The 25,728-nt window shown below is 66.9% G+C and carries 17 protein-coding genes; 7 read left to right on the top strand and 10 right to left on the bottom strand.

Translation table 11 applies throughout. The annotated features are described in order from the left end of the window. Positions 1-285 precede the first annotated feature (285 nt). Positions 286-1,473: a chitinase gene (locus AC1DBN_RS08255; protein ID WP_477722982.1), complete on the top strand. Its 1,188-nt coding sequence runs from the start codon at positions 286-288 to the stop codon at positions 1,471-1,473. Positions 1,474-1,510: 37 nt separating this feature from the next. Here AC1DBN_RS08255 and AC1DBN_RS08250 read toward each other — a convergent pair whose 3' ends face one another. The 8 genes from AC1DBN_RS08250 to AC1DBN_RS08215 form a co-directional block, all read right to left on the bottom strand. Further along, entirely contained in the window at positions 1,511-2,134 is a 624-nt protein-coding gene (locus tag AC1DBN_RS08250) for a hypothetical protein (RefSeq protein ID WP_314214843.1), read from the bottom strand. 411 nt (positions 2,135-2,545) lie between these two features. Beyond that, positions 2,546-3,550: a dTDP-glucose 4,6-dehydratase gene (locus AC1DBN_RS08245; protein WP_477722981.1), complete on the bottom strand. Its 1,005-nt coding sequence runs from the start codon at positions 3,548-3,550 to the stop codon at positions 2,546-2,548. Positions 3,551-3,579: 29 nt separating this feature from the next. Then, positions 3,580-4,965 carry a nucleotide sugar dehydrogenase gene (locus tag AC1DBN_RS08240; protein WP_091723549.1) on the bottom strand — a complete coding sequence of 462 codons (1,386 nt, stop codon included), beginning with the start codon at positions 4,963-4,965 and terminating at the stop codon, positions 3,580-3,582. A gap of 472 nt (positions 4,966-5,437) precedes the next feature. Then, complete coding sequence (locus AC1DBN_RS08235; protein WP_314214847.1) at positions 5,438-8,119, bottom strand: helix-turn-helix transcriptional regulator; 2,682 nt, start codon at positions 8,117-8,119, stop codon at positions 5,438-5,440. Continuing rightward, on the bottom strand, positions 8,116-10,842 hold the full coding sequence (locus AC1DBN_RS08230; RefSeq protein WP_477722980.1) for a helix-turn-helix transcriptional regulator: 2,727 nt from the start codon (positions 10,840-10,842) through the stop codon (positions 8,116-8,118). Before AC1DBN_RS08230 ends, AC1DBN_RS08235 begins: the two co-directional genes overlap by 4 nt. A gap of 273 nt (positions 10,843-11,115) precedes the next feature. Then, on the bottom strand, positions 11,116-13,020 hold the full coding sequence (locus AC1DBN_RS08225) for a DUF2264 domain-containing protein (protein WP_477722979.1): 1,905 nt from the start codon (positions 13,018-13,020) through the stop codon (positions 11,116-11,118). Continuing rightward, positions 13,017-14,180, bottom strand: coding sequence for a LacI family DNA-binding transcriptional regulator (locus tag AC1DBN_RS08220; RefSeq protein ID WP_091723554.1), 1,164 nt, complete (start codon positions 14,178-14,180; stop codon positions 13,017-13,019). The genes AC1DBN_RS08225 and AC1DBN_RS08220 overlap by 4 nt, the downstream gene beginning before the upstream one ends. Then, the gene (locus AC1DBN_RS08215; protein ID WP_477722978.1) at positions 14,177-16,174 is read right to left on the bottom strand and encodes a heparinase; all 1,998 of its coding nucleotides are present in this window, start codon (positions 16,172-16,174) and stop codon (positions 14,177-14,179) included. The genes AC1DBN_RS08220 and AC1DBN_RS08215 overlap by 4 nt, the downstream gene beginning before the upstream one ends. Before the next feature lie 152 nt (positions 16,175-16,326). On the opposite strand from AC1DBN_RS08215, the gene AC1DBN_RS08210 reads away from it, so the two are divergent. The 6 genes from AC1DBN_RS08210 to AC1DBN_RS08185 are packed head-to-tail and all read left to right on the top strand — an operon-like array spanning position 16,327 to position 23,061. Continuing rightward, positions 16,327-17,340 (top strand): hydroxyacid dehydrogenase, encoded by a 1,014-nt coding sequence (locus AC1DBN_RS08210; RefSeq protein WP_314214856.1) that lies wholly within the window; start codon positions 16,327-16,329, stop codon positions 17,338-17,340. Between the two features lie 52 nt (positions 17,341-17,392). Beyond that, the gene (locus AC1DBN_RS08205; protein ID WP_091723557.1) at positions 17,393-18,673 is read left to right on the top strand and encodes an ABC transporter substrate-binding protein; all 1,281 of its coding nucleotides are present in this window, start codon (positions 17,393-17,395) and stop codon (positions 18,671-18,673) included. A gap of 9 nt (positions 18,674-18,682) precedes the next feature. Continuing rightward, complete coding sequence (locus tag AC1DBN_RS08200) at positions 18,683-19,612, top strand: carbohydrate ABC transporter permease (RefSeq protein WP_091723559.1); 930 nt, start codon at positions 18,683-18,685, stop codon at positions 19,610-19,612. Next, positions 19,612-20,547, top strand: coding sequence for a carbohydrate ABC transporter permease (locus AC1DBN_RS08195; RefSeq protein ID WP_314214858.1), 936 nt, complete (start codon positions 19,612-19,614; stop codon positions 20,545-20,547). The genes AC1DBN_RS08200 and AC1DBN_RS08195 overlap by 1 nt, the downstream gene beginning before the upstream one ends. Then, complete coding sequence (locus AC1DBN_RS08190) at positions 20,544-21,293, top strand: hypothetical protein (protein ID WP_477722977.1); 750 nt, start codon at positions 20,544-20,546, stop codon at positions 21,291-21,293. Before AC1DBN_RS08195 ends, AC1DBN_RS08190 begins: the two co-directional genes overlap by 4 nt. Before the next feature lie 13 nt (positions 21,294-21,306). Then, complete coding sequence (locus AC1DBN_RS08185) at positions 21,307-23,061, top strand: glycoside hydrolase family 35 protein (protein ID WP_477722976.1); 1,755 nt, start codon at positions 21,307-21,309, stop codon at positions 23,059-23,061. 126 nt (positions 23,062-23,187) lie between these two features. Here the strand turns inward: AC1DBN_RS08185 and AC1DBN_RS08180 are convergent, their stop codons facing one another. Together AC1DBN_RS08180 and AC1DBN_RS08175 are read right to left on the bottom strand one after the other, a co-directional pair. Then, positions 23,188-23,679, bottom strand: coding sequence for a hypothetical protein (locus AC1DBN_RS08180; protein WP_477722975.1), 492 nt, complete (start codon positions 23,677-23,679; stop codon positions 23,188-23,190). Beyond that, entirely contained in the window at positions 23,666-25,651 is a 1,986-nt protein-coding gene (locus AC1DBN_RS08175) for a primary-amine oxidase (RefSeq protein WP_477722974.1), read from the bottom strand. Before AC1DBN_RS08175 ends, AC1DBN_RS08180 begins: the two co-directional genes overlap by 14 nt. Positions 25,652-25,728: the final 77 nt, after the last annotated feature.

Genomic DNA, 25,728 nt, shown 5'->3' with positions numbered 1-25,728 from the left:
ACCTGCCCGCGGCGGCGCGCGGCCATTGGAGGGCAACGCCCTTCATTGACGAGATTTCCATGGTGAGACCCGTTTCTCCACCGACCGGTTTCAGTCGTTCACAGCCTCAGCCTATGGAGGGCCGTTCCCCCCGGACACGAGTAGGCAGTACCCGTATTTGGCTTTTTGATTACGTACCCGCGCGAAGCCACTACTCGGCGCTGCCTGCCCGGCCATGGCGGCCCGTCATGCACGGAATCCTGGCCTGAAAACAGGGCGCCTATGGTCAAATGGTGGTTCAGGAGAGTGGACAGGAAATCCGACCAATACGGGGGACATGTGGCAGCCAAACCGGGCACCGGCCAGGTCAGCACGGCTGCCGCGTCCCCGGCACCATCGCGGGCGGGAAGGGTGCACCTGCCTTCGGGCAACCGGCGCTCCAACACCCGGCTCGCCGTGGTCGCCGCAGCCGTAACGCTGGCGCTGGTTGGCGGTTTCTTCCTATGGCGTTTCATTGCGGAGGCGGGCATGGCACAGCAACCGTGGTTTTCGGGATATGCGGACGTGACGGTTGACCCGCCGTACGACTTAACCGGGACCGGCCTGCCGGACAGCCGTAACGTCACGCTGGCCTTCGTCGTCGCCGATTCCTCGCAGCCGTGCGCTCCCAGCTGGGGCAATGCCTACAGCCTCGATGCTGCCAGGGACGCGCTCAACCTTGAGCAACGGATCTCCGCCCTGAAGTCCAACGGCGGCGCCATTGCGGTTTCCTTTGGCGGCTCGGTTAACACCGAGCTTGCCGTCGCATGCCAGGACCCGGTCCAACTGCAGGCTGCTTACCGCTCAGTGGTGGAGCGATACTCCCCCTCCACCATCGATTTCGACATCGAGGGCGATGCGCTGCTTAACGGCCCGGCCGGGGAACGGCGGGCAGCGGCGGTGGCCGCCCTTCAAAAGGAAAAGGACGGGTGGGGCGGCGGACTGGACGTGTGGCTCACGCTCCCGGCGTCACCACGTGGGTTGACCGACGACGGCATTGCCGTGGTGGACCAGATGCTGGCCGCCGGCGTCGACCTTGCCGGCGTCAACATCATGACCATGAACTACGGGTCCAGCCGCGGGTCCTCGCAGAGCATGCTGGACGCGGCGGTGGCGGCCGCCGGTTCCACCCACGACCAGCTGAGCCTCAGCTACCAACGGGTGGGGACCAGCCTCAGCAGCCAGGAGATCTGGTCGAAGATGGGCCTGACCCCGATGATCGGCGTCAATGACCTGCCGGGCGAAGTCTTCGGGCTGGACGCTGCCAGTGGCCTCAACTCCTTTGCCGTCCAAAAAGGCATCCAGAGGGTATCCATGTGGTCGCTCAACAGGGACCGGGAGTGCACAACCGCCGCTGCCGATGGCCAGGCGAGCCACGTGTGCAGCGGAGTCCAGCAGGAGCCCGGCCAGTTCGCCAAGGCCCTCGCCGCAGGTTTTGAGGGCAAGCTGCGCTGACGCGATGGCGGACTGCCTGCCGGAGTAACCTGCCGGGTCAGCGGACCTGGCTGGTGGTGACAATGTCGAGCCACGGCCCTTCCGGCACCTGGTCCCTGGTTACGAATTGCCAGTCCACGGTGTCCGATTCGCCGTTAATGTCTTCAAAACCCAGGCACGCGTTCAGCGCCGGAGAAACGTCCATTCCAGCGCCGTTGAATTCCTTATTGGCCGGGCGGGCATCATTGGATCCAAAAACATATTCCTTGTCGTGGTACTGGCCGGGACCTGCGTCCTGGATCTGGCCGTAGCATTCCTGGTTTCCCTTGCGGATCCGGACCCATTGGTTCTTCATATAGCTGAATGATTTGTCCTGCTCACGGCCCGCATATGCGGAATCCTTGGCCCAGGGAATGACGCTGGCCCGTTCTGCGAATGCCTTGCTGTCGTTGACGTCGTCGTAGGGCAGGTCGAGGTAGAAGGGGTTTTCCTTGGGTGTCATGCCGGTGGGCATGTAGCGGTTGGCTTCCGTCCGCTGCTCCGTCTCGCAGGTTCCTGATTTCATCACCCCGTCGCAACCGCCGTAGTTCCGCATCCAGCCGGAGTCGTAGGTGGACATGACCTGGCTGCCGTCGTCGGCTTTGGGATCGAAAAGTTCACCCACCCAAAATGTGGTGGCCACGATGTTGGTGTGCCACGGATAACCGCCCTCCCCGGAGGAGGAGTTTCCTCCGTCCGGCGGGGCAGGAGGTGAGGAACAACCCGCAGCGATGAGCGCCATCGAGGAAAGGGCGGCGGCGAAGCCCCACCGCACCCGCATGCTGTGCCGAATCCGCCACGCGCGCGATCCCGTTGGTGCAAGGAGATAATTTGGCGCTGCCGCTCTTTTCAACCCGGACTCCTTCGTATGCCGTGACACTTTATTTTCCTTGATATCCCGTGGCATCGGCGAGGGAAATGCGCACATTGACAGCCAATTCATAGCTTTCCGGATCTTTACGGCATTCTTTGGAAATTCGCAGCCCAATGACCGGGCCGGGAAATTAATCCCGGCCCGGTCATTGGAGTATCGGATTTGCCGGACCTTCGGCCCTCAGGAGGCGAGAATGACCTTCCACCGTGAAGCGTCCGCCGTGTTCGACGTCCGGTTGTCGGCGGCGACGTTGGTGATGATCTGGTCCACCGTGGTCTTCGGGTCGAAGCCCACCAGGCCAAAGGCCTTGGCGTTGTCCGGCACCCGCCGTCGCATGTCCTCGTAGCCTTCGGAATAAGCCTGCTCGTAAGGCACCAGTGTGATGGGGCTGTCGCTTCCCACGAGTTCCACGATCCGCTCCGCGAGGGCGAGGATGGAGATCTCGTGGTTGCCGCCGAGGTTGTAGGCGTTGCCGTACGCGCGCTCGTCCTCGGAGATCCGCGTGATGGCGGGCACGATGTCACCCACATAGGAGAAGCAGCGTGTCTGGTGCCCGTCTCCGTAGACGGTCAATGGTTCGCCCGCGAGCGCCTGGCGCACCAGGCGCGGTACCACCATTCCGTAGCGTCCGGTCTGGCGGGGACCCACGGTGTTGAAGAGCCGGACAATAGCCACCCGCAGCCCGAACTGCCGCCAGTAGGCGTGGGCGAAGGCTTCGTCGATGCCCTTGGCCGCAGCGTACGTCCAGCGCGATTTCAGGGCCGAGCCCAGGATCCGGTCCGATTCCTCGGAAAGGCTGTCCGAGGTGTTCTTGCCGTAGATCTCGCTGGTGGATGCCAGCAGGAGGCTGGCACCTGCTTCAAGGACGGAGTCCAGGACCACTTCCGTGCCGTGGATGTTGGTGCGCAGGCTTTCCAGCGGGTGGTCAACGATCAGGTTGACGCCTACCGCGGCGGCCAGGTGGAACACCCGGTCCGCCCCCGCGACGGCCTTGTCCACGGCAGCCCGGTCAAGGATGCTGCCTTCGATGAAACGGAACTTGCGGTGCCCGATGACGCCCTTGAGGTTCTCAAGCCGGCCGGTGGACAGGTCATCCAGGACAATTACCTCGTCCCCCGCTGCCAGGAGGTGTTCCACGAGGTGGCTCCCGATGAATCCGGCACCGCCGGTAATTGCTGTTCTCATGCTTCCTGCTTCCAAATGGAGTGGTGTGGTCAGAGCCTGGTGACGTTGTCTGCCTTGGGCAGCCGGTAGGTGGTGTCCAGCACTGCAGCGGCGTTCTCCAGCCAGTCAAGGTCCGTCTGGCTGTGCCTGGTGTGCAGGATCACGAGGTCCGCTTCCCACAGTTGGGGTGCGGGATTGGAGATCAGCGTCCCGCCCCTGCCGTCCGGCGCGGTGAGGCACCACGGATCCGAGTAGGCCACCTCGGCGCCGTCCGCGATGAGCTCGGCGATGATCTCGAGGGCCGGGGATTCCCTGAGGTCCTCGACATCGGGCTTGTAAGCCACGCCCACCACCATCACCCGTGCGCCGGCCAGGCCGTGGTTCCGCTCGGAGAGGATCCGCCGTGCCTTTTCCACTACCTGGTGCGGCCTGCCCGCGATCCCGATCATTGCCTGCTCGATCACCGGCGCCGTGATGCGGGCCTTGCGCAGCTGCCAGAGGAGGTAGTGCGGGTCGCAGGGAATGCAGTGTCCGCCGACTCCCGGGCCGGGGGTGAACGGCATGAACCCGTACGGTTTGGTGGCGGCCGCGTTGATCACGTCCATCACTTCCATGTCCAGCTCGTGGCAGATCTGGGCAAACTCGTTGGCCAGGGCAATGTTGACCGCCCGGAACGTGTTTTCCACGAGCTTGGTCATCTCCGCGGCGTCCGCGGACGGGACCACGTGAACCAGCTTGGTGCTGGCGCTGAGCAGCCGTTCCGCTGCCTCACCGCAGGCTGCGGTGACACCGCCCACCACGCGGGGTACGTCCTCGTGGGAGAAGGAGTCGACGCCGGGATTGATGCGTTCCGGTGAGAACGCCACGTACACGTCGCGTCCCGGGATGAGTCCCTTGGCGGCGAGGGGCATCGCCAGCAGGTCCCGTGTTGTGCCCACGTAGGTGGTGGAGGTCAGCATCAGCAGCTGCCCCGGCACCGCGTATTCCACCACCGAGGCACACGCTGCGCGCAGGATGCCGAGGTCGGGAACAAGGTACGCGTCCACGGGAGTGGGAACACAGACCACCACGGCGGCCGCGTGGGCCAGCAGCGAGAGGTCGCTGGTCAGCATGAATGAGGGGTCCAGCAGCGCGGTCTTGAGCCGCTCCTTGTCCGAGTCCAGCAGGTCCGCCTGCTGTTCGCGGATCACTGCCAGCCGCCGCTCCGAGACGTCGAGCCCGAGGACCCGCCGCCCGGAGGCGTTGATGGCCAGGGCGGTGGGCAGTCCCACGTAGCCCAGGCCGACGATTGCGACGTCGAAAGTGAACACCTGGTCCTGGGCGGGAATTGCCCGCGCGGCGGTGCCCTCAGTCCACTCCACTGCCTCAGCCGGCAGGGAATGGGATTCAACGGCGACCTGTTTCTTGAGGGTTTTTACCTTCGTGTTCGGTGCCATGGTCAGTCGACCTCCCGGTGCATTTTGTCTCCAGAGTGAATAAAAGCCGGCGGCGAGAAGGTGTGTGCCCGGGTCTCAGGTGGCACGTCGCCCTTCACCGCCGGCCCGTTTTGGGGGGTCCCCGCCAATGGCGGGAGACCTGTCGCATCGGAACTGCCTTCCGGCCGGACTGCCATCAGGCTGTCCCCCGCAAAGGAAATCTTCCTGCGCTTCATGTCGAGGCCCACTTCCCCTCGTGCTGGCGGTTGCCAACAAGACGAGGGTATTAATCAAGTCCTTTGCCCGGCGCGAGTGTGGTGTACCCGTCTTTGACCCCGCCCGCCGCACCCGGCGGTGAGACTACGTGGCTTGGGGCTGCCCACCACTCGTATTGGTACTCGGTAGGGCGGGTGCCCCCGGAATGCCCGGAATTCCGCGGAAGCAACACCGAAAACCAGCGCGGCAGCAGGCGCTGGTTAACGAAAAAGGCTGGTTAGGCGGTGTGGTCGCCGCCGTGATCGCCGCTGATCAGCTTTTCGCGGTCGCTGATTCCGAGCTTGGCGAACATCCGGTACAGGTGGCCTTCCACCGTCCGGAGGGAGAGTCCGAGGCTGAGCGCGATGTCCCTGTTGCTTGAACCCGTCTGTACCAGGGCAACGATCTCCTGTTCCCGCCGCGTCAGCTTTGACAGGTCCGGCATCCCCTGGCCTGTGGCCACGGGAGCCTTCCCCAGCGCCGCGGTGCGCCGTTTTAGGAGCCGCTGTGCTTCCAGCTGGCGGGACTTGTCTCCGCGGCTCTCGAGGATCCTGAGCGCATGGCCGGCGTAGTCCGCTGCTGCGAGCTCCAACCCCTCCCTGGCCGCAGCCTCGCTCAGGGCAATGAGTCCTGCGGCATCCTTGGCGTCCAGGGCCTGGCTGTAGCTGAAGGCGAACTCGGCGGTGCGGCCTTCACTGGTTTCTGCCAGGGATTTCAGGCGGCGCACCACGGAGAGGTCCCCGGCCCGAAGGACGAGGACGAGGATATCGATCTCCGGCCCCACTGCCCCGTTGGCTGCCGCGGTGTCCGCGAGGGACATCAGCCGGGACAGCGTGGGGCGCAGCCCCACCTGCTGGACCTTGGCCATGGCGGCGTGGGCCCGGCCCAACAGGGATGATTCCATCCCGTCCCGGGCCAGCGACTCATGCTCCAGCGTGTAGGAAGACGCGACGTCCCGGAACTTCAGCAGGGAAGCAGCGTAGGCGGCGGCAGCGACGGCGTCGGGTAGGTCGCTTTGCAGGTCCGACACCCGGAGCATGCTCACCGCCTGGCGGAGGCACGGCAGCGCGGCCCCCAGGTTGCCGCGGCGCAGGTCCACGCTGCCCGCGCTGAAATGCAGCGCACCGCCGTCGTAGATCAGCGAGTTGGGCGCCTGGGACACGTGGTTCCGGAGGTACTCCTCAAGCACTGCGAACTCACCGGCATGGAGCAGGGCAAGAATGTAGCGGCGCATGAAGAACCCGGTGTGCTGCAGGCCCCAGTAGCCGGCAGCATCGAGGATGTCCTTGACGTCGGCCAGAACCTGCAGGGCCGAGAGGGGCTTGCCGGTGACGGCCATCGATTCAGCCAGCAGCGTTCCTGCGAGCAGCCGGGTTTCCCCGTCCCCGCCCTGCTGCCAGATGTGCCGCAGCTCGCGTTCCGTTTCCACGTGGCGGCCCTCCGCCTGCATTCCCTCCAGGACCAGGAGCCGGCTTCCGAGGCGTCCCAGTTCAAGCTCCTGCGCGTCGATTCCCCGGGCGGATTCAGCGATCCGGGCCAGGGCAGCCTCCCATTCGTACGCCGCTTGCTTTACCGCGTTGGGGCCCGCCCCCTGGCGCCTGGCGAGTTGCGCGGCAAGCATGGACACCTGCCGCAGGGTGGCCGGATGGTTGGTCCTTTCGACGATCCCGCTGATTTCCCAGGCCGTTCCCCGGATATCCCCCCGGTACCACTTGGCGCGGGCCACCTCCACCCGGGCCGCGAGCTTGAGCGCCGGGTCCTTGATGGCTCCGGCTACCCGTTCGACGTAGCTGGGGATGAAGAGCCGGTTGGCCAGCTGCGCGGCCTCCAGGATCTCGGTGTCCGGGATCCGGGCACCGGCTTCGAGCCCCCAGGACACATAACGGAGCAGTCCGTCCATGGTCTGCGGGCGGTTTTCAAGGAGCTGCAGGATGCGCTGGCGGATCCGCAGGCTGCGGGCGGCCGGCACAATCTGCCGGAGTACTTCGCCCACCAGCGGCTGGACCAGGCGGACATGCTGCTCGGCATCGGAATCGATGGTGATCAGCCGCATTTCCTGCAATTCGTCCACGGCGTAGTGGTCGCTGGCCTGCCGCAGCACATCCAGGGGCAGGGGTTCGGCCAGGGCGACGGTGTCCAGGGCTTCACGCTGCAGATGGTCCAGGTGGACGATCTGGTTCCGGACCAAATCCAGGAGCCGCAGGCTGTTGCCGCGCAGCTCGGAGGTCAGCATCCATGCCCCGTTCCGGTTGACCAGCTGGCCCGCGGACCTGGCATTGCCGATGAGTTCCAGCAGGAACATCGGGTTTCCGCCGGAGGCCCTGCGGAGCACCGCACCTGCGCTGGGGACCACGGGTGCTCCCAGCACCTGGGCGCACAGCTGATCGACGTCCTGTCCGTTCAGGGGCTGCAGGTCGAAGCGGTCCAGCAATCCTTCGGACCACATCGAAAAGATTTCGCCGGGCGGCGCCGGATGGGGGCGGCAGATGAAGATCACCTTAGCCACTTCGGCCGCCGTGAGCTGGGCCAGGACGGCGACGCTTCCCTCGTCGAGGTGCTGGGCATCCTCCACCACCAGGACGGCAGGCACCGATTCCCGTTCCCTCGCTGGGTTCAGGGCGGCGGTCACGGCCTTCATCACGGACAGCGGCTCATTGATCTGGCCAGGCGTCAGCGAGGTGATCAGTGGTGCAAGGGCGGCGAACGGGACTCCGGCCAGCGTGGCCCCGGCGAACACCCTGAAGGGCCGCACGCGCTGGCCCAGTTCCTGGATCACCGCGTTGACCAGTGCCGTCTTGCCCAGCCCGGCATCACCCAGCAGGAGGATGCCGGGCCCGTTGCGGTCCAGCAGGCAGTCCGCGACGGCGGCCAGGATGCCCGAGCGCCCAACGAGCGTTTCGCTTGCCAGTACCTCGGTCATTGCTGGTTCCCCTCAGCGAGGCCCAGGGCAAACGGCAGCTCCGAGCGTTCAACGATCTTCAATTTGCCGTAGATCTGGTAGAGGTGTCCCTCCACCGTCCGTACCGACAGGTGCAGCCTGGCGGCGATGGCCTTGTTGCTGTGGCCCCGGGCGGCGAGGGTGGCGATCTCCAGTTCCCGCGCGGTGATGCGGTCTTCCTGTTGCACGGTGTCCTCCGGCGCCCGCATCCTGTGCCGGCAGGTTTCCGCGATCCGGCGGGCCTGCAGGAGCAGGGCACGGTCTTCCAGGGCATGCGCGCCGCGGATGACTGCCTCGGCGACGTCGAAGGCAAACCGGTCATGCTGCAGGTCCTGGGCGAGCTGGGCGACGGCCACCTGCTGGGCCACGTCATGGGCGAGTACCGCATTCGCGTAGGCTGCGCACAGTCCGGCGAAGTCGCCGTCGCACCTTAACGCCGTCTCAAGGAGTCGGGAAGCCGCGGCTGTCCGTCCCAGCCTGACGGCCGTGCTCAGCGCGAGGACCTCAAGGCCATGGTTGCCCGCCGCATGGTCGTCGTCGGCCAGCCGCATCAGTGCGTCGCCGGCAGCCTGCGGCCTGTCAACGCCGTCAACGGCGAGGATGGTGAAATAGGCCGTGAGCCACTCCATCGGCCGTCCGGGCCGCGCTGGCCCCGGCCTTTTCTGTGCGAGGTAGCTGCCGGCCCGGTCCGGTTCGCCCTGCAGTGCCGAGGCGTAGGCAGCAGCCGCGGTGGCCACGCCAAGGATCCCCTCGTCATCCCGCACCCGCAGCTGCCCGATCAGCGGAACCAGGGATTCCAGGCCCTCATGTGCCCTGCCCTGCAGGCACCGCAGGACGGCCAGTGCCAGGTCGAAGGAAGCCGGGAACGGCTGGCCGGCGGGGAGCGGAGAGTCCCAGTGCGGCTGCAGCATCGATGCCGAATCTTCCCAGCAGCCGGCCAGCAGCAGCGCGAACCGCAACCGCCCTGCTGCCGACCATGCAGCAGCTGCGGACACCATCGGATTCCGGCCGTCGGCCAGCAGCTGGCCGGCCATGTCAGCTGCCTCGGCCTGCCGCCCGGTCAGTGCCCACGCCTCACACAACAAGCTGCCCGCCATGAAGCGGAATTCCGGTCCATGGGTTTCAAAGTCCTGCAGCGCATCCTCCAGCAGCGCCGCGGCTTCTGCGTAACGGCCAAGGTGGCCCGCAACCCGGGCTTCGGCAAGGACCAGCTCTTCCCGTAAGGCCCGTTCAGCGTCCGGCCCACCATGCATTCTCTGCGATACGCCAGCGGGAGCAACATCCCCCGGCATCAGGTCCCCGTCCAGCATCTTCCGGACATGCCGGAGGCGTTCCGCAGCCTGGTCCATGGTTGCCCGGTCGGACTGCAGGACCGCGGCCTCTGCCAGCTGGAACCGCAGGGTGTCGGGGGAGGACAGCGTGTCCGCACCGTTGCTGTCCGCGCTGCCACCGGCCTGTTCCCGGTACTGCTGGAGCACTGACCGGGCTTCGCTGACGGCGCCGAGGGCCGCGAGGGCGGTGGTTTCCTCCGCGACCGCCGCGGCGCTGCGTGAATGGCCGGGTACTGAGCGGACCAGCCGAAGGGCCAGCGGGTAGTCAGCACGGGTGTTGGCGATCGCAGCGGCATGCAGGGCCTCCGCTTCGGTGAGCGGCGAACCGCATTCCAGGGCCCACGCGGCAAGGGCCACCCTGAGCGCGGGGTGCATCAGCGCCGGCTCCACTGCCTCGCAGAACCGTCGCCGGAGATCGCTGCTGCGGCCGGTGGGGATGTTGGCGCGGATGACGTCGCGCAGCAGCTGGTTCTGCATCCCCACCGTGCGTGGCAGGGAGTCGTCCACCACCAGGATCCCGCGTTTTTCCAGGGCGTCGACGTCGTCGGGCAGTGCGATGGCCAGCAGCGCTTCCAGCGGCACGGTCCCGGCCAGGGACACGACCTCCATGGCCATGCGTTCCCCGGGTCCCACCTTGCCCAGCCGGGTGACCACCAGGTCTGTGATGGCAGGGCCGTGGGGCCTGTCCGTAGCGGTGAGGACCCAGACGCCGTCGCGCACCGCGAGGGCCCCGGAGTCAACCAGTTCTCCTGCCAGCATTTTCAGGTAGTGCGGATTTCCCCCGCTCGCCGTCCAGAACTCGTGTGCTGCGGATGCCGAGATGCGGCCGCCGAGGCTCGCTTCGAGCCAGGCGATGGCATCGGGCAGGGGAAGCGGTTCGAGCTCGATCCGCGCAAGGTACCCGTCCGTGCAGAGCCGGGACAGTTCGCTGCCCAGCCGCTGCGGATCGGTGCACGTCAGGATCAGGCCGGCCGTTCCGTTGCGGGCGAGCTGCGAGATGACCGCCCCCGCGAACTCATCCACGTCCCCTGCATTTTCAATGACCAGGTACACGGGTTTGCCCTCGGCCCGCGCGGTGAGCAGCGCCGTCAGGGCAGAGAGGACCAGCGCGGGATGGGACAGGAACTGCGAGTCCAGGTCCCGCAGCAGAACGTTCAGCGCACCGTACGGGCTTGCGGTGAGGCCGGCGCTGGCCCGGAGCACCACAATGTAGGCGTCACCGCGGATTTCCTTGGTCAGGAGACTGGTGAGGTAGCTTTTGCCGCTCCCCGAGGCTCCAGTGATGAGCACTCCGGCGCGGGACTCCTCCAAGGCGCGGATGAGGTCCTCTCCGGTGGTCCTGCCGCCAATCTGCGGCCAGGTCCTTGAGCTCACCCCGGTGCCCCCTCTGCTGGTAGACGTCGCGATGCCCGATCCTCCGACACCCCCTTGTCCGGGCGTCGGCGGATCAGGCTTCCGGGGGCCCCTAATGCGCCAACCGCCACCCTGACCGGGTCCCCGCCAATCAAGTAGTGACAGCCCCAATTAATCAGCTGGACTCTTGACAGGCACCAGTAGCGAGTACTCGTCTTAAGTACCCCCTCGACTACTTTGCTACTCGCGAGTACTCGTCAACGTTGAGAGGTTGTCGAGTGGACCCAGGGGTTCCTACGCGGGATTGAGCTGCGCGAACACCGCATCGACGTCGACCATGGCACCATCGGCGAAGGCGAACAGGCCGTCCGCCACGAAGCGCGCCCCGCACTTTTCGGTGAGGGAGCCTTCTCCTGAGAGCACGACGACGGCGGCATAGTCCGCGTCGGCCACGGCACCGGCGGTGCCAATCCAGGGGATGGCCAGGTGTTCCCCCACAGGGTGCGGTGCCTCGCGGCGCCAGGTGCCGGCGTCGTCAAGGACCCCGCCCCACTCAACGGGGCGGACCTCGCTGGCAAGTCCGGCCGCGGTATCCACCGGCCAGCCGCCAATCCGCAGCCTGGCACCCCTGCCTGCCGCGTTGCGAACCCGCACCAGCCGCAGTTCCACAGCACCCCGCGTCACGGATGCCACGGTCACTTGGGGCCCCGGCGTGGCAGTTCCCGCAGCGCCGCTCCCGTGGTCCGGGCCGCCGTCGGGATCCACCTCGATCCAGTGCGCGGTGAAGCGCGAGGCCCCCACCTGCACCCCGTCCTGCCTGTAATGGCCAAGGAACTCGAATCCGGTCCGGTGCGTCAGCCGGCCTTCCGCATCGGCGAACGCGACGGCGTTGTCCACGGATTCCCCGGCAAGGTCCGGGAAGGTGGCAGTGGAGTAGCCCAACCGCGCATAGAGCGGGGAATCGGCCACCCGGACGCCGGCGTTGGCATGGTCGGTGCCGTGGTTGCGGATGCGCACCACACCGTCTGAAACTGTCCCGTCCACTTGCCAGCCCGGAGCCGTGATGAAGCGCTGTGTGTCGCCGGTTTCCACCGGCAGCGGCTCCTCCACGGCCGTCCACACCGGATGGTCGGCGGGAAGGGCGAGGCCCATCATCCCCTTGGCGGCCCAGTAGGGGGACCCTGCACCGGAATACGACTGTTTCATGCCCGGGAACTCGGAGTGGAAGCCGATGGTCAGCAGTCCGTCAGCGTTGTGGGCGCCCCGGTCCAGGAAGTACTTCATGATGCCGGAAGCCGCCCGCCGGGTCACGCCGGGCGTCAACCGGGTGTGCCCTGCGAACTGTCCCGCCCAGAACGGTGCTGCCGCTGCGAAACGGTAGATCAGGCTGCGGCCCTGGACCAGCGGGGCACCGTCAGCCCCCACCAGGTGGACGGCGTCGTCCAGGAAATCGGCCAGCCGTTCGCCGTCCAGGGCGGCACGGGCCTTCACCCGAGGGTCCTCCGGCGCCATCAGCTGCAGCAGCTGGGGATAGACCTGGAACGCCCAGCCCACGTAGTGGTCGTAGGCGCGCTCCGGGCCGTCGGCAAACCAGCCGTGGCCGCGGTACAGGGAGTCGTGGATGGCCAGCCCTGCGTCGATGTCCGCATCCGAGTAGCGTCCGCCCACGCCGGCGAGGAACTTTTCGACGACGACCTGGAACCACACCCAGTTGATGGGCGGGTACGCCTGGCCGATCACGGTCTCAAACCAGGCCACCAGCTGTTCCTGGACGCGCTGGGGCAGCCGGTCCCACAGCACGTCCCGGGTCAGCGCGAGTCCCACGGCCAGCGATGCCGCCTCCACCTTGGCCTGGTCCAGTTCACCCGGCGTGGGCCAGCGGTCAGGGTTCGCGGGGTTGGTTCCGGCGTCGAGGCCCTTGGCGTACCAATCGGCCAGCCACGCGGTGCCCTCCGGATCACCGGCGATCCGGAATGAGGCCAGCAGGAACGTCCGGGCAAAGGCCTCCAGCGAATCGCTTTTCCGGCCGTAGGCGCTAATGGCTCCGGGCAGGTACAGGTTGGCGTGGTCTTCCGTGGCATGGCGGTGCGCGGACCGCAGCAGGTAGTCTGCGTACGCGCACCAGTGGTCCCGGGTGAGGCCGGTATACGGCGAGGCGCTGAAGTCCAGCGGGGGCATGGCCAGGGGCGCGGCGCTCACAGGGAATCCTGCAGTACGCCGGCAGCCGGAATCCGCGGAGCCCCGATGGACGATTCCCGCAGGATCAGGTCCGGGTTCAGCTCGATCCGGTGCACGGGACGCATCCTGCCCTCGGCCAGCCGTGCGGCCATAAGCTGCACCGCCACCTTGCCCACGTACTGCTTGGGCGGCCGGACGGCGGAGATGGCGGGCTCGGCCAGGTAGGCCACTTCGTCGTCGTACCCCACGATCGCCATATCCCCCGGAACGGTGAGCCCGCGGTCCACGCAGTGCTGCACGAATGCCACCGCCTGGGTGTCCGAATGCACCAGCATCGCCGTGGTGCCTGTCTTCGTGCACAGGTCCAGCACATGGTCGAAGTGGCCGGCCCGGCCACCGTTGCCGTGGTTGGCGGGGTCCTGCTTGGCTGAGTCCTCGTGGACGGAGCCCTCCAGCGGAATCTTCAGTGCGGCCAGGGCCTGGTGCCAGCCGCGGACCACGTGCGGGCTGGTGGGGCTGGACGAATCGGTCAGGCAGCCGATCCGCCGATGGCCTTCCTGCCACAGGTGCCGCACGGCCATGCCGGCGCCAAACGCGTGATCCGTGGCCACCCATTCGAGGCGGTGCGCGGGAATCTCGGCAGGCGCACGCCGTTCGGCGAGTACCACCGGGATGGGCAGGGCGTTCAGCCAGCGGATCAGTTCGGGCCCGTGGTCACCGCCCATGTCCGGCGCCACGATCAGGCCGTCGATGTTCTGGGTGTCCAGCAGGGCCTGCACCTGCCTGCGGTTGTCTGCGGCGTCGTACGCTGACCCGCGCACCATGATCCGCAGGTTCTGCTCTTCCGCCTCGGCCCGCGCCCCGCTGATGACCTGCGGCCAGTAGTAGTCCAGTGACGGCACCACCATGCCGATGGAGTAGCTGTGCTGTGCTGCCCGGCCCGCTGCCGAGCGGTCCAGCGGGCTGGGCAGCGTGGCGCCGCCATGCACGCGGGACACCAGGCCCTCGTCCGCGAGGATGTTCACGTCGCGGCGGATGGTCAGTTCGCTGACGCCCAGCTTCGCCGCGATGTCACGAACGGTGATGGCACCGTGCGCCCGCAGTTCCTCCATGAGCCGTTCCCGGCGCTGCAGCGAAAACAGCGACTTTCCGGTGGGTTCGGACGGTTGCTCAGGGCTCATGGTGTTGCCTCCACAGTGAGGGTGAATGCGCCGGCGGCGCGGAAAGCAGGGGATGGTGCAGTTGCGGCCGGCGTGCGGAACCGGAGCCGGGTCAGCCGCGGTCCCCACGCGTCGGCGAGGAGCGGATCGTCCAGCTGCCATTCGTCCACGAGGACGACGACGGCTGCCGGGTCCCAGCGCAGGGCAGCTCCCCGCGGGGTCGCGTCTGCCGCGTCAACCGCCGGGATGCCGTCCGGACGGACTGTCGCCGCCCCTTCCTGGCCGAGGATCAAGGTTCCGGCCGTCAGGAAGGTGATGTCGACGTCGGCCGTTCCGCCCGCGGCCGGTGCCGGCAGGTCCCAGCGGTCGGCGATGGTGATGCGGCCGGGGGCCCGGTGCAGTTCCGCGGCCCGGATCCAGGCCCGGGGTTCGAAACCGTAGGCCGCTCCCAGGGCGAGCTCCAGCTGCGACCGCTCCGGGGTAGGCGCATTGAGGACGCCGGCCGCGAAGTCCCTGCCGGTTCCCTGTTCAAGGCCGAACGGGGCAGGGACGCTGTGCCAGTTGCTCTGCATCGCGCGGATGCCGTAGCGGTCCGGGCCGAACGTCTGGGCGGTGTAGGTGGGCTGCCCGGCGTCCACCAGGAGGGGAACCCCGTCCACGGCAACCACTACCGAGCCGACGTCGCGGTGGTTGTGGTGCTCGCCGTTGTGGCCTCCCTTCGCGGCCAGGAGCAGTCCCTCCGCCGTTCCCCCGGTTTCGCGGGCCACCATGATCTGGACCGATGGCAGGAAGGTGCCGGCCACAAGCGGAGGGGCGTCGGAAGCGGGTTCCGGGCGTTCGAGCATCGTGTGCAGGACCCGGCCGAGCCCCGCGGCGGGATTCGGTGCGCCGGTGGCCATGGCAGCGGCGTGGGCTGCTGCCTCCGGATCGCCCAGACGGACTGCCCAGCGGTGCAGCATGTCCCAGGGAAGGGCAGCCGCAGCGCGTGCCGGACCGTCGGCCACGTTGAGGAACCATGCGCCGCCGATGTGCATGCGGTGCGGGAAGGCGACCAGTTCGCGGACCACCGGGAGGCCGCCGTCGAGCACGCCGCCCGTGGCCTGTTCCAGCAGGGCCAGCCCCTCCAGCGCCCGCCCGGCACCGTTCCACCAGTAGGCAAAGCCCTCGTCAATGGCGCCGTCGGCCGGGATGGATGCGAGGAAACGGTCCAGGCCCTCGATGCAGCGGGCCACTGCCTGCGCTTGGGTGGCGGGGTCATCCACCAGCAACAGCGCCGCCGCAATCAGGTTGGAGTGGATCCAGGGATTCCAGTTATGGACATCCCCGTCCAGGCCCAGCCAGTGCCAGTCCAGCCGGTCAAGGAAAGGCCTGATCACACGCCCGGTGACCTCCTCGCGGATGCGCCGCCGCAGCCCCGGCGCCCGGTCATCGAGCTGCCTACCCAGGACATGGTCCAGCCATGCCAGCTGCGCGGCCACCTCCCCGGCGCCGAGGTCCAGGTACGGGGTGGCCAGGTCCGGAACAACGCAGCCCGTGCGGCGGAAGACGTCGTCGTGCGCGGCCCAGCTCCACGAGCTCTGTTCGCAGAGCAGGAACGCGCCGTCGATGACCTCGTCGAGCCACGCTTCCGCCTCGCCTCCGTCCCCTTCCTGTCGGCCGGGATCACTGGCCAGGGCCATGACTACGGCGCGGGTCAGCCGCTGCTGGCGTGCAGCCACCAGGCCTTCGAAGGCAGTCCGGTTTCCGTCCCGGAAATACCGGGCGTAGTGGGACACCAGGGGCTGGGGCCACGGCGTTCCCCGCTCCTCCTGTGCGTGCCGGACAACAGAAGCGGGCAGATTCAACCCCGTGGCAGGCCAGGCTTTGCTGCCTGCTGCGGGAACACTGAGGCGCCCGGCCGCGCCGGCCAACAGGCGAAGGAGCGCCGGCTGGGAGCCGTCGGGTCCCCAGGCAGTGGCCAGTGGCGCTGCGGGTGCCGGCAGCGTGGTGTGGGGGCCGGAAGGGGGCGTCATCATCTGCTCTCATGTTCGAATACGATCGTTTTGGATCGATATTGAATAACTTGGTTGTTCTGTCTTGTTCATGAGTATCTACTGATTGTTAGATGTGATGCAAGACATGAATTGCGGTTGTGAGCGCAAACGAACACGAAAGAAGGGAGGCCCGGATGTCGCCAAAACCCAAGGCCCTGCTGGTCATGAACCGCGGAACCTTTGCTGACCAGTTCGATTCCACCCGGTTGGACCGGTTAGCGGGGCTGGTGGATCTGGGCGGGCAGCCGTGGACCGATTCGCTGGAGGATCCTGCGGTGGCGGGCCGGCTCGCGGACGTGGAGGTCCTGCTGACCAGTTGGGGCGTGCCGCGGCTCGATGCGGCGGCGCTGGAGCGGATGCCGAACCTGCGGGCGGTGTTCCATTGCGCCGGTACGGTGCGCAGTTTCGTCACGCCGGAGTTGTGGGACCGGGGCATCCTGGTGACCAACGGCGCTGACGCGAACGCCATCCCGGTGGCCGAGTTTACGTTCGCGTCCATCGTGCTGGCCGGGAAGAAGGCACAGGTGCTGGCCAACGATGCCCGCACCTGGCGTGATGACTGGTCCTATACGACGACGCGCGGCGAGGTGGGCAACATCGGCCGTGTGATCGGGGTGGTGGGGTTCTCCCGCATCGGCCGCCGGGTGGTCCGCCTGGTCCAGCAGCTGCAGGACGTCACCGTCCTGGTCCATGATCCGCATGCCGATCCCGCCGCCGTGGCCGCCGCCGGCGGTCGCCTGGTGGGCCTGGCCGAACTGCTGGCGGCCTCGGACGTGGTGAGCATCCACGCTCCGGCGCTGCCGGAAACCCGGCACATGATCGGGGCCGCGGAACTGCGGGCCATGAAGGACCGCGCCACTTTGATCAACACCGCCCGCGGCTCACTGGTGGACACCCGCGCCCTGGAGGCCGAGTGCGCCACCGGGCGGATCCACGCACTCCTGGACGTCACCGAGCCCGAGCCGCTGCCGAAGGATTCGGTCCTCTATGACCTGCCCAACGTGGTGCTCACGCCCCACATCGCCGGGTCCCTCGGCACCGAAACCCGGCGGATGTCCGACGCCGCCCTGAACGACCTCGAACGGTACCTCACCGGAGAACAGCTCGTAGCCCAGGTGGTCTCCGAAGACCTCTCCCTGAGCGCCTGAACCACCCCCGGCCGCGGACGCGGCAGACCAAAAACCCAGTAAGGAGCACGCAATGAAGCGCACCACCCTCGCCGCCATCGCACTGGCAGTAACCGCAGGCCTGGGCCTGTCCGGTTGTGCCGGCGCCGCCGGACCGGCCGAACCCCAAGGCCAGGAAGGCAAGACCCGCCTGACCGTTTCGGTATGGAACTACGAAGGCACCCCGGAGTTCAAAGCCCTCTTCGACAGCTACGAGGCAGCCAACCCGGACATCGACATCGAACCCGTAGACATCCTCGCCGATGACTACCCGCAGAAGGTCACCACCATGCTGGCCGGCGGCGACACCACCGACGTCCTCACCATGAAAAACGTCATCGACTACGCCCGCTACGCCAACAACGGCCAGCTGCAGGAAATCAACAGCGTGGTGGACACCGTTGGCAAGGACAACCTCGCGGGCCTGGACGCCTTCGACATCGGCGGCAAGTACTACGCCGCCCCCTACCGGCAGGACTTCTGGCTCCTGTACTACAACAAGGACCTGCTCAAGGCCGCAGGCGTGGAGAACCCCGCCGACCTGACCTGGGACGAGTACACCGCGCTGGCCAAGAAGCTCACCACCGAGGCCAACGGCAAGAAGGTCTACGGCACCTACCACCACATCTGGCGCTCCGTGGTGCAGGCCATCGCGGCCGCCCAGGATGACGCCGACCAGAACAGCGGCGACTACGGTTTCTTCGAGGACCAGTACAACACCGCCCTGGACCTGCAGAAGAGCGGCGCCACCCTGGACTTCGGCACCGCCAAGAGCCAGAAGACCAGCTACCGCACCATGTTCGAGACCGGCCAGGCAGCCATGATGCCCATGGGCACCTGGTACATCGCCGGCATCCTGCAGGCCAAGAAGGACGGTAAGTCCACCGTGGACTGGGGCCTGGCTCCGATGCCGCAGAAGAAGGACGACGGCAAGGTCACCACGTTCGGTTCGCCCACCGCTTTCGCCGTCAACAAGAACGCCGCGCACTCGGACGCAGCCAAGAAGTTCATCGAGTGGGCTGCGGGTGAGGAAGGCGCCAAGGCCATCTCGAAGATCGGCGTTGTGCCGGCCCTTCAGAACGACGCCATCACCGCTGAGTACTTCAAGCTTGCCGGCATGCCCACGGACGAACTGTCCAAGAAGGCCTTCACCCCGGACAAGGTTGCCCTGGAAATGCCGGTCAGCGACAAGTCGGCCGCTACGGACAAGGTGCTCAACCAGGAGCACGACCTGATCATGGTGGGTGAGCGCTCGGTGTCCGACGGGGTTGCCGAGATGGGCAAACGCGTCAAAAGCGAAGTCCTGGGCCAGTAACAGGCAGCCATGAGCACTGACACTATTCCTTCGACGGTTGCCCCGGCTGTCCACAGCCGGGGCAACCGGAAGCAGGCCCGGCGTAATACCCTGATTGGCTGGACGTTTATCCTGCCGAATTTCCTGGGGTTCCTGGCCTTCACCCTGATCCCGGTCCTGGCCGCGTTCGCGTTGTCCTTCATGGAATGGACCTCCTTCACGGCCCCGAAGTGGGTGGGACTGGCGAACTTCCAGCGGATGTTCGCGTCCGATTCCTTCTGGATCGCGTTGCGCAACACCGTGGTCTACGCGATCGGCCACGTCCCCCTGACCATGGCCCTGGCCCTGCTCCTGGCGATGCTCCTGAACCGCAAACTCAAAGGCATCGGCTTCTTCCGCGTCGCCATCTTCTTCCCGTACATCACCTCACTGGTGGCAGTGGCAGTGGTCTGGAACATGCTCTTCAGCCCCGACAGCGGCCCCATCAACCAGTTCCTCACCACCATCGGCATCGCCAACCCGCCGGGCTGGACCTCCAGCTCCGACTGGGCCCTGCCCGCGGTCATCATCACCAGCGTCTGGCGCGACATGGGCTACTACATGGTCCTCTACCTCGCCGGTCTCCAGGCGATCCCCGCCGAACTCTACGAAGCCGCCGAAGTCGACGGCGCCTCCGCCTGGCAACGTTTCTGGAACGTCACCATCCCCTCGCTGCGCCCCACCACGTTCTTCGTGGTGGTCATGCTGACCGTCTCCAGCTTCAAAGTCTTCGACCTCATCGTCGTCATGACCAACGGCGGCCCCGGCCGCTCCACCACCGTGCTCTCCCAGCTCATCTACCAAGAAGGCATCGGCGAAGGAAAATTCGGCTACTCCTCAGCCATCTCCCTCGTACTGTTCCTCATCGTGCTGACCGTCACCGTGCTCCAATTCAAGATCCAACAGCGGAGGGAACGCTGATGACCAACATGGCCGAAGACCTCAAGGCCGAGTCCCGGCTCATGGGAACCGGGCTTCCCCCAAACACCGCGGAAGAGGACCGCCGCAGCGAACGCCGCCGTTCCCCGCGGGAGGCGAAGAAACGCACCACTGACCTCGTCATCTACGCCGCCCTGGTAGTCCTGGTCGCGGCGCTGATGGTTCCGTTCATCTGGATGGTTTCCTCCTCCCTGAAGGAAAACAACCAGGTCCTCACCGTCCCCATCCAATGGATCCCCACCGAGTTCGTGTGGAGCAACTACACCGACATCTGGACCCGCATCCCCATGATGGGCTACCTCCAGAACTCCCTCTACCTCGCCGTGATCATCACCTGCCTGCAGGTCCTCACCGGGTCCCTGGCCGCCTACGGCTTCTCCAAAGTCCGCTTCCCCGGCCGCGACGTCCTGTTCCTGGCCTACATCGGCACCATCGCCGTGCCCTGGCAGGCCTACATGGTCCCGCAGTACATCATGATGCAGAACCTCGGCCTGACCAACAGCTTCAACGCCCTCATCCTGCTCCAGGCCTTCGGCGCGTTCGGCGTGTTTCTCATGCGGCAGTACTACATGACCATCCCCGACGAACTCTGCGAAGCCGCCCGCATCGATGGCCTCAGCGAATACGGCATCTGGGCCCGCGTCATCCTTCCCCTCTCCAAACCCGCCCTCGCCAGCCTCGCCCTGCTCACGTTCGTGAACACCTGGAACGACTACATGGGCCCCTTCATCTACCTCACCTCCAACCGGCTCTGGACCGTCCAACTCGGCCTGCGCTCCTTCGTGGGCCAATTCGACGCCGAATACGCCATGATCATGACCGGATCCGTGATCTCCGTGATCCCCATCCTGGCGATCTTCCTCATCGGCCAGCGCTACTTCATCCAGGGCATCGCCACGAGCGGCATGAAAGGATGACCACCGTGGCACAACACCCCACCCGGCACTCACCAAACCCAGGCCAACAACCCCGGCAACGCGGCCTGGCCGGGCGGATCCCCAGCCCCGGCTTCGAAACCTTCGGGAACATCTTCGGCTTCATCTACACCTTCCTCACAGGAAACGTCCTCACGGCCCTCGCGAACGCACCCCTGGTGCTCTGCCTGGCCCTCGTGGCAGACCCCGCCGCCGCCTGGCCCTTCTTCCTCGCCCTCACCATCACCATCCCGCCCTCCCTCGCCGCCCTCTTCACCACCTTCAAGGCCCTGCACGACGACGGCGCCGCGGTAAAACCCGTCGCCGCCTACCTGACCGGGTACCGGCACGGGTTCCGCAAAACCGCCCCGCTCGGGCTCGCCGCCGCCGCCACCCTCCTGTTCCTCGGCGTTGACCTCGTGATCGTCCAAACCATGCCCGCAGCCGCCCTCCTGGTCCCCGTGATCCTCGTAGCAACCGCCACCACCCTGGCCGTGACCATGACAGCGATCGCCGGCGTCGTCCTCCACCCCGAAACAAGCCTCAAAAACCTGCTCAAAGCAGCCCTCTACCTCACCGTCCAACGCTGGTACCTCAGCCTCGCCACCCTCGTACTCCTCGGCATCATCGCCTCCGCCGCCATCCTGCAGCCCGTCCTCGGCATCGCCCTGGCACCCGCACCACTGCTCTTCATCATCTGGAGCAACACCACCTACGCCTACACAGCCGCCCTCCGCACCGCCAACTGATTTGGGATCCTCCGTGCATACCTTTGCCATCGGCAGCCGCGACTTCCTGCTGGACGGAGAACCGTTCCGCATCCTCTCCGGCGCCATCCACTACTTCCGTGTCCACCCGGACCTGTGGGCGGACCGGATCCGCAAGGCGCGGCTCATGGGCCTGAACACCATCGAGACGTATGTGCCGTGGAACGAGCACTCCCCCACGCCCGGCAGCTTCCGGACCGACGGCGGCCTGGACCTGGGCCGCTTCCTGGACCTGGTGGCAGCCGAGGGCATGCAGGCGATCGTCCGGCCCGGGCCCTATATCTGCGCGGAGTGGGACAACGGCGGCCTCCCGGCGTGGCTGTTCACCGACCCCGCTATTGGCGTGCGCAGCAGCGAGCCCGGTTACCTGGCGGCCGTGGACGGGTTCATGGACCAGTTGCTGCCCATCGTGGTGGGACGGCAGGTCACCCGCGGGGGTCCGGTGGTCCTGTTCCAGATCGAAAACGAATACGGCGCTTATGGCTCGGACAAGGCCTACCTGCAGCACCTCGTGGATACGGCCAAGCGGGCCGGCGTCGAAGTTCCCCTGTTCACCTGCGACCAGCCTTTCGGGACCATGATCGAGGACGGCTCGCTTCCCGGGCTGCACAAGACCGGGACGTTCGGTTCACGCGCGGACGAGCGGCTGGACTTCCTGCGGGAGCGGCAGCCGGACGGGCCCCTGATGTGTGCGGAGTTCTGGAACGGCTGGTTCGACAACTGGGGCACCCACCACCACACCACCGATGCCGCCGCATCGGCCGCGGAACTGGACGCCCTGCTGGCCGCGGGGGCGTCGGTGAACATCTACATGTTCCACGGCGGCACCAACTTTGGCTTCACCAACGGTGCCAACGACAAAGGCATTTACGAACCCACCATCACCAGTTACGACTACGACGCGCCGCTCACCGAGGACGGCCACCCCACGGACAAGTACTTCGCGTTCCGGGACGTCATCGCCAAGCACTTCCCGGTTCCCGCGGAGGTGCCGGAGCGCCGGGCCGCTGTTCCGGCGTCGGCCGTGTCCGTAACGTCCAGTGCCCTGCTCCTGGACGTGGCCGCGTCCTTCCCCGCCGTGACCGTCCCCGGTTCCATGCCGCCGAGTGAAGCCACCGGCCAGTACCGCGGCTTCTTCCTCTACGAACGGCAGCTGGACCGCGGCGGAGTCCTCACCTTCAGCGAAATTCGCGACCGCGCGCAGTTCTTCCTGGACGGCTTCCCGCTGGGGACGCTCAGCCGGGAGCTCGGCGAGCGCTCCATCGTCCTGCCCCGCGGCGGCTTGCTGCAGGTCCTCGTGGAGGACCAGGGCAGGGTCAACTACGGGCCGCGGATCGGGGAGGCGAAGGGCCTGACCGGTCCGGCGCTGCTGGACGGTGTGGAAGTGCAGGACTGGAGCGTCCGGCCGTCGGACTTGTCTTCACTGGCGGCGTTCCGTGCCGCGGCGGCGGAGCTGTCCGGTTCAGCGTCAGCCGGGGTAGCCGGCCCCTCCCTCTCTTTTGCCACTTTCGACGCCGAGGGACCGGGCGACAGGTACCTGCGGCTGGACGGCTGGACCAAGGGCAACGCCTTTATCAACGGCTTCAACCTGGGCCGCTACTGGAGCCGCGGCCCGCAGCGCACCCTGTACGTGCCCGGGCCGCTGATCCGCGAGGGCGCCAACGAGCTCGCCGTCCTGGAACTGCAGGGCAGCACCACCCGGGAGGTCCGCTTCGTGTCCGGCCCGGACCTGGGGCCGGACGAAAAGTAGGCAGCCGGCCCTGCCCGCGTCACGCACAGCACCCTTTCGGAGCACGCCCGACGGCGGATCCCCGGCTTTGCGCGGAACACCGGGCCCGAGGAGGCCAAAAGCGTGCCCTGCGTGACGCCGGGTGGCTCAGCCATGCCGGTGCGCGGCACGGAGCCGCGCCACCAGCGTTGCGGCGAGCAGCGCGGTGGTGAGTTCGAGGACGATGACCAGCAGCAGCTGGGCACTGGCTGCCGCCGCAGGCAAGGAAATTGCGGCCGACGCCGGCCCTCCCCCGTGGGCGTGCCCCGCACCGGCCGCGCCCAGCAGGAGGACAGCGTGCACAGCCACCATCACCACGGCGGACACCGCCACCTGGTGCAAGGCCCCCACCCGGCTGTGCCGCCAAATGTGCACGGTGCAGGGAACGCAGACTGCTGCGATGGCGATCATCAGGAAACCCAGCCAGGGTCCGTGGTGCCCCGAGACAGCCAGCCACAGGTGCGCAGCGCAGGACACTGCGGTGACCACCGCGCAGAGGCGCCGGTGCAGGACGGGACCTTGGGCGCGGACCCGGCCGCCCGGCGTCGTCCGCGTGGCTGTGCCGCCCGGCGCGGCGGGGACCAGGCTAGTGGCAACCACCGCTGCCGCCCTCGCTGTGGCAGGAGGACGCCTGCTGGTTCGGGTTCGCGGGAACGTCCAGGACTGGGCTCCTGTCGAAGAACCCCTCGGGGCGGAGCTTAAACCCCACGGTATCCACGGGCATGATGGGCCAGTCCTCCACCCGCGGGAAGTGGGTGAGGCCGAAGGTATGCCACACCACGATGTCCTGGCCGTCAATGTCCCGGTCCTGCGCCACATACCCGGGCAAGCCAGCTCCGCCGCCGTGCTGGTTCACGAAATCTCCGGTGGGGTACCGCTCCTCCTCGGCGTGGCGGGTAACCCAGAGGTCCTTGGTGGCGAACGCCGCGCGGCGGGCAATGGAGGAGTCCGGATCGGCCAGCAGCGTGGGCTGGTTCTGCGAGTGGAGCTTGTAGCCCACCGGTTCGCCCAGCCGGTTGCGGGATTCGGCGTTGGAGATGATCCAGGTGCGGCCGGCCCGCGCATCGGCTTCCCGGACGCCGTAGGACTCCCGCGCCAGCAGCGTGCGCTTCCGGGAAAAGGCGTTGCCGCGCTCGTTCCCGGGGCCCATGGACTGCCGAATGACGTCTTCTTCCTCCACCCGGTTGGTGAATCCGTCGATGGCCATGTCCAGCCTGGCGCTGAAGAGGTGCTGGTGGAACGGCGCGCCCAGGCCGGGGGCGAGCTGGGAGATGTTGTCCGAGCCGCCCTCCGGGAACGCCGACGTGAACACAACGCCGGTGGCCTTAGCCTCGAACTCGATGGTGCCGTCCAGGTAGAGGTACCAGTAAAAGCCGTAGTCGTAGTTGCCGATGGTGGTGAAGAAGGAGATCACCAGGCGGCGGTTGCGGCGGGTGTAGGTGACCCCGCTCCACAGGTCGGAGTGCTTGGAGAGGATGCTCCAGTCCTCCTCGTGCACGCAGATGCCGTTGCGGATTTCCCGCGGGTTGCCAAACGAATCACTGATGACCGGGCTCAGGTAGATGATCTCGCCCAGGCAGTCGCAGCCCAGTTCCAGCGAGTTGGCGTACTGGCCCACCAGGTATTCGCCGGTGTCGAAGTAGTTCTGCCAGGACCGGATGGGTGACGGATCGCCGTACGGAACCACCATCTCGGCGATGGAACCCCGTTTGATGATGGCCCGTTTCCGGTCGCCGTCCTGGAATGCGAGGTTGTGGAGGACCACGCCTTCGCGGGAATCGAACCCCACGTCCAGGCTCCATTTTTCCCATTCCACGTGGTTGCCGCCCGTGACGGTGAAGCTGGGCCCCTCGGGCTGGGTGATGCTGATGGGCTTCTGCGTGGTGCGCAGCGGGCCGGTCAGTTCGGGGTCGGTGTAGTTACCGTGTTCGGCCGGGACGGGAACGGCACCGAGGTCGATCACCTGGGTGACTTCCTGGCTGACCACGTCCACGTACGCCACCAGGCCGTCCACCGGGTGCGCCCAGGCGCTGTCCTCCGGGAAGTCCTGGACGAACGCCAGGCCGCGAAGGATGCGCCGGCCTTTTTCCTCGGGGTACTCGAAGACGCCGGCGGAGAGCGGTGCCACCCGGACCTTTTCGACGTCGAGCCCCCGGTCCGCGAGTGCCTGCAGCCAGCGTCCGTCAGCGGCAAGCAGTGACTCCACCACCTCGAACTCCTCTTCGAGGACCGGCAGTTCGCCGGTCACCGCGGTATCGAGCTCGACGGCGGTTTCCACTGTCCGCTGCGTCACGGAGACCACAACATCGCGCGGCGCAGCGCCGGAGACATCGTGGATGAAGGTACGGAACCGGCGGTTCACTTCGCCGGCGTCACCGCGGAGATCCGTGCCGCGGAGATCCGTGCGCCGCGCCGGATCCAGCAACCCCAGGTAGGCGATGCGGTGCTGCGGGCCAAAGAGCCCCTCGGCCTGGAGGATGGCACGCACCTCAAGGATCTCAGCTGCCGTGACCGGCCCATAGGCAGTTGCAGAGGCCGATGCCGTGGTGGTTTCGGTGGGGGTAGGAGTCATGGGAAACCTTTGATCGGGCCGTCGCCGGCTGCCGGTGGCTTATTTTCTATAGTTGTAGAGAATAAACGTCCGTAACA

It is taken from the genome of Pseudarthrobacter sp. 10T415, from assembly GCF_056394175.1.
This window is presented reverse-complemented; position numbering and strand designations above follow the sequence as displayed.

Excerpts from the sequence above, each read along its gene's own strand:
- AC1DBN_RS08190 (WP_477722977.1), top strand. The coding sequence starts at position 20,544 with ATGACCACCGTGGCACAACACCCCACCCGGCACTCACCAAACCCAGGC.
- AC1DBN_RS08175 (WP_477722974.1), bottom strand. The coding sequence starts at position 25,651 with ATGACTCCTACCCCCACCGAAACCACCACGGCATCGGCCTCTGCAACT.
- AC1DBN_RS08195 (WP_314214858.1), top strand. The coding sequence starts at position 19,612 with ATGACCAACATGGCCGAAGACCTCAAGGCCGAGTCCCGGCTCATGGGA.
- AC1DBN_RS08210 (WP_314214856.1), top strand. The coding sequence starts at position 16,327 with ATGTCGCCAAAACCCAAGGCCCTGCTGGTCATGAACCGCGGAACCTTT.
- AC1DBN_RS08205 (WP_091723557.1), top strand. The coding sequence starts at position 17,393 with ATGAAGCGCACCACCCTCGCCGCCATCGCACTGGCAGTAACCGCAGGC.
- AC1DBN_RS08215 (WP_477722978.1), bottom strand. The coding sequence starts at position 16,174 with ATGATGACGCCCCCTTCCGGCCCCCACACCACGCTGCCGGCACCCGCA.
- AC1DBN_RS08240 (WP_091723549.1), bottom strand. The coding sequence starts at position 4,965 with ATGGCACCGAACACGAAGGTAAAAACCCTCAAGAAACAGGTCGCCGTT.
- AC1DBN_RS08200 (WP_091723559.1), top strand. The coding sequence starts at position 18,683 with ATGAGCACTGACACTATTCCTTCGACGGTTGCCCCGGCTGTCCACAGC.
- AC1DBN_RS08245 (WP_477722981.1), bottom strand. The coding sequence starts at position 3,550 with ATGAGAACAGCAATTACCGGCGGTGCCGGATTCATCGGGAGCCACCTC.
- AC1DBN_RS08235 (WP_314214847.1), bottom strand. The coding sequence starts at position 8,119 with ATGACCGAGGTACTGGCAAGCGAAACGCTCGTTGGGCGCTCGGGCATC.
- AC1DBN_RS08220 (WP_091723554.1), bottom strand. The coding sequence starts at position 14,180 with ATGAGCCCTGAGCAACCGTCCGAACCCACCGGAAAGTCGCTGTTTTCG.